Below are 6,044 nucleotides of genomic sequence, written 5' to 3' on the forward strand. Positions count from 1 at the left end.
GGCTTCACCTAAGTGAAGCCCTTTGCTATTTCTCGTGTTTATATTTTAAAGCACTTCTATCAAAACGCTTATCTTAAAATACAAGATGATCACTCATCATCAAGGTTAATAAGCTTCGTTGAACCACCATGGAATTTCTCACGTTTACGCTGAACGAGCGCAAAGAAACCTGGGATCAAGAAAGTACCCGCTAACAGCACACATAACAGGCCACCCGTAAGTGAAATACCCAATGAGTTCTGACTAATATGGCCAGCACCCGATGCAAAGATTAACGGTAGAATACCCAAGATAAACGACCACGAAGTCATGTTCACCGCGCGGAAACGTAATTTACCTCCACGCACCGACGCTTTTTCGATATCCAAATTTTTATCTTCTCGCTCAATCTTGGCAAATTCTACAATCAATATGGCATTTTTTGCGGCCAATGCGATTAAGAGAACCAAACCAATTTGTGCGTATAAATTCAATGGTGTGCCTGTTATGGCTAGCGCTAAGAAAGAGCCTAACGTCGCAACAGGTACAACCAAGATGATAGCTAGAGGAATACTCCAACTTTCATACTGAGCAACCATAAACAAGTAAATAAAGATAAGCGCCAATGCAAACGCATAAATAGCCTGATTGCCCGCTTTTACCTCTTGGTAGGCCATACCCGTCCATTCGTATTGGTAACCTTGCGGAAGCACTTCTGCTGCAACACGCTCCATTGCGGCAATCGCATCACCACTTGAATAGCCTTCAGCAGGGCCACCCTGAATCACCGCAGAACGGTACATGTTGTAACGCCAAGCCACATCTGGTTCAAACACTTGATCTATTGTTGCAAGCGTACTTAAAGGGATCATTTCACCACTTGCAGAACGAACATGGAAACGCTCTAAAGCATCAAGATCATTACGATACTCACTGTCGGCTTGAACCGTCACGCGGAAGTTCTTGCCATACATAGTGAAATCATTGATATACATTGAACCAAGATTGCCTTGCAACGTTTGGAATACCTCTGTTAGCGGCACACCTAACTGTTTTGCTTTTACACGGTCAATATCAACATAATAATGCGGCACATTGGCACGGAACGTACTGTAGGTGAATTGGATCTCAGGCTGTGCATTTGCCTTCTCAATCACGTCACCCATCACGTTGGCTAAATCTGTTCGGTTTCGACCTAGCGTATCTTCCAATACAAATTCAAAACCGGATGCAGCGCCCATACCAGGAACAGCTGGCGGCCCCATCGCAAAGACAATCGCTTCAGGTAATTCCATCGCTGCACGGGCATTAATACGGTTAGTAATCGCAAATGAAGAGTGCTCACCTTCCATGCTATTACGCTCATCCCACTCTTTCAGCTTGATGAACATTGACGCACCGTTAGATGCAGCTGCACCTGTCAGGAACGCATAACCATTAGCAACAGTAATACCTTCAACACCCGGCTCTTGCTCTACTAATGCTTGCAGTTTAAGTGTCGTCTCTTCTGTACGCGATAAAGACGCCGCATCTGGTAGCTGTACATTAACCAGCAAAATACCCTTATCTTCTTGAGGTACAAAAGCGGTCGATGTTGTTTTCGCTAGGAAAGTTACAGACAATAAAGCCACAATAAAGAAGCTAATCAATAAGCCTGCTTTGCGAACGAGGAAGCCAGCTATCGCACCGTATTTTAGCGTAATTCTGTCTAAGCCACGGTTAAAAGTTTGGAACCAACGTGCCGTGTTACCGCCGCCTTGCTTCAAAACTAATGAACACAACGCTGGAGACAGCGTTAGAGCATTGATAGAAGAAATGACAACAGATATACAGATCGTTAACGCAAACTGACGATACATGATGCCTGTAATACCCGGTAGCATAGCAACAGGTATAAACACGGCTAACAATACCAAGGTTGAGGTAATGATTGGCCCTGTCACCTCTTTCATCGCGATTAATGTTGCTTGACGCGGTGTCAGGTTCGGATCGTTTTTCATATTGGTATCGACATTTTCGATAACCAAAATAGCATCATCCACCACAATACCAATTGCTAAGATCAAGCCAAATAGCGTCACAGTATTGATCGTAAAACCTGCCATTAGCATGACAGCAAAGGTACCAATTAAAGACACAGGGATAGCAACAACAGGGATCAAGGTGGCACGCATACTACCTAAAAACATGTAGGTAACCGCAATAACCAAAATGATCGCTTGAATCAGCGTTACCACGACCCCTTTTATTGATTCGGCAACAAAAAGTGTGGTGTCGTAACTGGTTTCGTACGCCATGCTTTCCGGCATATTGCCTTTCATGCTATCAAGCAAGTCCATCACCGCCTTACCACTTTCTAACGCGTTAGCATCAGACTGTAGTGACAATGTGACAATTGAAGCAGGTTTACCACGGAACATCCCGTTACCGTCGTAGAACTTTTTACCTAGTTCAACACGCGCGACATCTTTTAAGTACACAACAGAGCCATCCGAGTTTGCACGTAATACAACGTCTTCAAACTCACTGACCGACTCTAAACGTCCTTTTGTGACTAGGTTAAACTGGACTTCTTGAACGTTATTAAACGGCGGAGCGCCTACTTTACCTGCAGCAACCTGAACGTTCTGCTCTGCAAGTGCGGCATTCACGTCTGACGTTGTCAAACTAAGGTTCGCCATTTTTTCAGGATCGAGCCACACGCGCATCGCGTATTCGCCACCACCGATAACATTCACTTCACTGATGCCTTGCACACGCGCAAGCTGATCTTTTACATTCAAATTGATGTAGTTGATCAAGAACTTATCGTCGTACTTATCATCTGGCGAGTAAAAGTTAAGTACCATCAATAAGTCTGGAGAGCGCTTCTTAACTGTCACACCCACCATACGAACTTCAGCCGGTAACTTAGATTCGATCTGCGAGACACGGTTCTGGACGTTAACTTGCGCCATATCCGGATCGGTACCAACATCAAAGGTAACGTTGAGGTTATACGAACCATCGTTGGCACTCTTAGAGGACATATAAATCATGTTCTCTACACCATTAACCGATGCTTCAATCGGATCGGCAATAGCTTCTTCAACTACCTCTGCACTTGCACCAGAATAATATGCAGTCACACTTACAGATGGCGGGCTTATTTTCGGATATTCCGCCACAGGCAAGTTCATCAATGCGATGCTACCAGCAAGAGTCAGAATAATGGATATCACCAACGCAAACTTAGGGCGTTGGATAAAAAAGCGACTGAGCATAATAATTCCTTACGCCTTTGGCTCTTCAATACGAACAGTCATCCCATTTCGTACGCGTTGTAGGCCTTTAGTTAACACCACATCATCAGCATTAATACCACTATGAATAATGACGCCTTGTTCCGTTTGTGGACCAAGCTCAACATTACGACGTTCCGCTACATTGTCGTCCTGCAATACCATGACAAAATCACCTTCGAGGTCACTTTGAACCGCACGACGAGGGATCACATTGGCTTTAACGGGTGTCTTTTCACGTAAAAATACTTGAACATGCTGGCCAGGTAGCAATGTGTGCTCAGGGTTGGGGAAACTTGCACGTAAGGATATAGTGCCCGTGTTTAAATCGATACGGTTGCCAATAAAATCAACTTCACCAACATGGCTGTGATTACGCCCACCGCCCAATGACATAACAACTTCAATTCCGTCACTACCACTGCCAGCGCCATCTAACGTGTCTATGCCTAAATTCAGGCGTTCACGCTCGCTCACTTTAAAAGAAGTTTGGATAGGATCTAAGCTAACAAGTGTGGTTAATACGCCAGTAGAAGGTGATACTAAGTCACCAAGGCTTGCTTTACTGTCGCTAATACGGCCAGTGAATGGTGCAACAATTTTAGTATGAGATAAATCAACTTCAGCTAAATGCAATTGTGCTTTCGCTGCTTTTAATTGAGCTTCTGCTGATAATTTAGTCGCCGTTGAGCGATCGTAATCTGATTGGCTAATACTGCCTTTTGGCAAGAGGTTCTTATTACGCTGCCAGTTAAGCTCTGCATTACTCAACTCAGCTTCCGCTTGAGCAATAGCAGCATTAGCACTCGCCACCTTCGCTTCGTAAGCCGCTGGGTCAATGTGGTATAAAAGTTGGCCTTTTTCGACTGTTTGCCCTTCAGTAAAGAAACGCTCTTTAAGATAACCAGACACTTGCGCCACGATGGCTGCATCTTCCTGAGCTTCAGTACGTCCAACATATTGCTTACCCTGTTGGTAATCAATCACAGTGACAGGCTGGGTTACGACAAGTGGTGCAGGAGGGGCTTGGCGATTATTAGCTTGCTCGCCACAACCTACTAATAAACCTGCACAGATAGCAACCGCTATAAATTTTCTTTTCATTAAGAGAAACCACTTAAAAAAACAAACAATAAGGAACGAAATACAAATTTCGCAAAATGTTGCATTTATATTTTTAGTAAGCGCTTAAAGTAACAAGCAGTGATTAATGAGACCTGAATAACTATCAGCTATCGTAAAACCTGTTATTTCAATTGTTTCAAAATATTTCAGCGAGCTATCTTATAGTATTTTCATTCATACTGACTCGCATGTTTTGTAAATAATATAATTGTTAATAATGAATGAATCATTCCTTCTACGCATGAAAAAACGGCCCTGAGTTTATACTCAGAGCCGCTTCCCCGTTCCTAATAACCCCGTTCCCGCAGGGTCAATCTATTAAGCGTGTAGTAGCGCCATAGATTCGTTTGCGATTACCCACTCTTCATTTGTTGGGATAACCATAGCAAGCGGTGTATTTGGCTTGGTGATAACACCTTTATTACCAAAACGTGCTGCTGCATTTGCTTCTTCATCTTCACGGTAACCGAAGATTTTTAGGTTTTCTAAAATCTTGCTACGGATAGGTTGAGAGTTCTCACCAATACCAGCAGTGAAGATGATGCCGTCTAGTTCATCTAACGCAACCATGTATGAACCAACGTATTTAGCAACACGGTAGCAGAATAGTTCAAATGCTAGCGTTGCGCCTTCGTGGCCATTTTCCATCGCTTCGATAACACCGCGACAATCGCTTGTTAGGCCAGAAACACCTAACAGGCCAGATTTCTTGTTTAGTTCGTCGAATACTTCTTCTTGCGTCCAGCCTTTCTTCAGAAGGAATTCGATGATGCTTGGGTCAAGGTCACCACAACGTGTACCCATCATAAGACCCGCAAGCGGAGTAAAGCCCATGCTTGTATCAACGCTCATGCCGTCTTTGATAGCACAAACAGAAGCACCGTTACCCAAGTGAACAGAGATAAAGCTGCTCTCTTCGATTGGCTTGTTAATCATTTTTGCTGCTTCACGGCTAACGAAGTAGTGGCTTGTGCCGTGGAAGCCGTAACGACGAATGCCGTAGTCGTTGTAAAGCTTACGTGAGATAGCACCAGTGTATGCCTTCGCTGGCATCGTTTGGTGGAACGCAGTATCAAATACAGCGTATTGAGATAACGTTGGGAATGCAGCCATAGAAGCGCGCATACCAATAACGTGAGCGGGGTTATGAAGTGGCGCTAGATCGCTAAGGTTGTCGATTTCAGTTAGAACCGCTTCATCAATCTTAACAGTGCTAGTGAACTTCTCACCGCCGTGAACAACACGGTGGCCCACTGCAATAATGTCGTCTTTCAGACCAAGCTCTTCAACTAGTGCAACGATGCGGTCAACAGCAAGTTGGTGGTGATTACCTTCGCTTAGCGCGTATTCACTTTTCTCACCGTTGTATTTCCAGCTAACGTTAGCTTCTGGAAGGCCAAAACACTCACCAATACCGCTCAGTACTGCGTCGCCGACAACAGTATCGATCAAAGCGAATTTAAGGGAAGAACTACCAGAATTAATTACAAGAACTAGTGAATTGCTCATGGTTATCTCATCATATCTAGGGCAGAAAGGACATCAGTGTCCGTACACGTCATTAACTATCACTGATGAAAATGTGTGGAGCAGCATCTTCTCAGTACTTTATGTTATGTTGGTATTATTCAATTTTTTTTGAAAAACTCAACTTTTGTT

The 6,044-nt window shown here is 43.9% G+C and carries 3 protein-coding genes; all 3 read right to left on the bottom strand.

What is annotated here, in order from left to right:
* Positions 1–89: 89 nt before the first annotated feature.
* The 3 genes from ASV53_RS22100 to ASV53_RS22110 all read right to left on the bottom strand — a co-directional run bounded on the left by ASV53_RS22100 (position 90) and on the right by ASV53_RS22110 (position 5,894).
* Positions 90–3,242 (bottom strand): efflux RND transporter permease subunit, encoded by a 3,153-nt coding sequence (locus ASV53_RS22100; RefSeq protein ID WP_094958704.1) that lies wholly within the window; start codon positions 3,240–3,242, stop codon positions 90–92.
* A gap of 9 nt (positions 3,243–3,251) precedes the next feature.
* Positions 3,252–4,364, bottom strand: a complete 1,113-nt coding sequence (locus ASV53_RS22105; RefSeq protein WP_062691167.1) for an efflux RND transporter periplasmic adaptor subunit — start codon at positions 4,362–4,364, stop codon at positions 3,252–3,254.
* Positions 4,365–4,703: 339 nt separating this feature from the next.
* Positions 4,704–5,894 (bottom strand): acetate/propionate family kinase, encoded by a 1,191-nt coding sequence (locus tag ASV53_RS22110; RefSeq protein WP_094958705.1) that lies wholly within the window; start codon positions 5,892–5,894, stop codon positions 4,704–4,706.
* Between the last annotated feature and the right edge of the window lie 150 nt (positions 5,895–6,044).

This window comes from Photobacterium sanguinicancri (assembly GCF_002265265.1).
Taxonomy (GTDB): Bacteria; Pseudomonadota; Gammaproteobacteria; order Enterobacterales; family Vibrionaceae; genus Photobacterium; species Photobacterium sanguinicancri.